The organism is Actinotalea ferrariae (assembly GCF_019733465.1).
In the GTDB taxonomy this organism is placed as follows: Bacteria; Actinomycetota; Actinomycetes; order Actinomycetales; family Cellulomonadaceae; genus Actinotalea; species Actinotalea ferrariae_A.
The window spans coordinates 3,874-4,862 of the sequence record NZ_JACVQL010000341.1; the positions used below are offsets into that span (position 1 = coordinate 3,874).

The 989-nt window shown below is 74.3% G+C and carries 2 protein-coding genes; one reads left to right on the plus strand and one right to left on the minus strand.

The features are described from left to right. Positions 1 to 81 precede the first annotated feature (81 nt). The gene (locus ICW40_RS19350) at positions 82 to 330 is read right to left on the minus strand and encodes a WhiB family transcriptional regulator (protein ID WP_182111789.1); all 249 of its coding nucleotides are present in this window, start codon (positions 328 to 330) and stop codon (positions 82 to 84) included. 363 nt (positions 331 to 693) lie between these two features. Here ICW40_RS19350 and ICW40_RS19355 point away from each other — a divergent pair. Beyond that, on the plus strand, positions 694 to 989 hold a 296-nt coding region (locus ICW40_RS19355; protein WP_221655616.1), incomplete at its 3' end, for a hypothetical protein.

The following is a 989-nucleotide window of genomic DNA, read 5'->3' on the forward strand; positions in this document are numbered from 1 at the left end:
CCCCCCCCCCGACCCCGGCCGCCGTGGGCGGTGCCGGGGTCGTCGGGCCGCGCCGGGGGCGGCGCGGTGGTGAGGCTGCGGTCAGCCGGCGCGGCGGGCGCGCGCGGTGCGGCGCTTGAGGGCGCGGCGCTCGTCCTCGGACAGGCCGCCCCAGACGCCCGCGTCCTGGCCGGACTCGAGCGCCCACTTCAGGCACGTGTCGATGACGGGGCAACGGCGGCAGACGGCCTTGGCCTCGTCGATCTGCTGCAGCGCGGGGCCGGTGTTGCCGATCGGGAAGAAGAGCTCCGGGTCCTCGTCCAGACATGCAGCGCGGTGGCGCCAATCCATGCGATCTCCTCGGGCACACAACGAGCAGGCCCCCGAAGGGGCGGTGGCTCTGGTGGGGGTGGTGCAGAACGTCCTATGACTGAGATCAAGCCTCACACGGCAGGGTCGGGTGCACAAGGGGTAACGAGAAGGTTTCATCCGCATCACGATGAGGTGTTGGTCACACCGTTTCGACGCTGTGACGTGGGAACTCGTCCGGAATGGTGGGCTCTGGGCACCTACGCTCGGACCGTGCCCACCGACGCCAGAGCAGACGACGACGAGTCCGGGGCGGACGCAGCGACGATGATCGGGAGGAACCGGGCGCGGCCTTCCGGGACCGCGCCGGGAGGGTCCGCTCGGGTTCCGGCGCCCCGTCGTCCGGTGACCCGAGTCCTCCTCGTCGCGGTGCTCTGCCTCGAGGCCGTCGCGGTGGCCGCCGCGGGGGTCCTCGGGATCGGGGCCGCGGTGCGCGGTGAGCGTCCGGCGGTCGCCGCGTTCGTCGTCGTGTTCGCGCTCGTGGTGGCGGCCGGGCTGGCGGCCGCGGCGCGCTCGTTCTGGCGCGGATCGGTGCGTGCGCGCGGTCCGGTGGCGACGTGGCAGCTGCTCCAGGGCGCGACGGCCGTGACGCTCCTGCAGGCGGGCGCGACGCCCGGACCGGCGTGGGCGGTGCTCGCGGC

Excerpts from the sequence above, each read along its gene's own strand:
- ICW40_RS19350 (WP_182111789.1), bottom strand. The coding sequence starts at position 330 with ATGGATTGGCGCCACCGCGCTGCATGTCTGGACGAGGACCCGGAGCTC.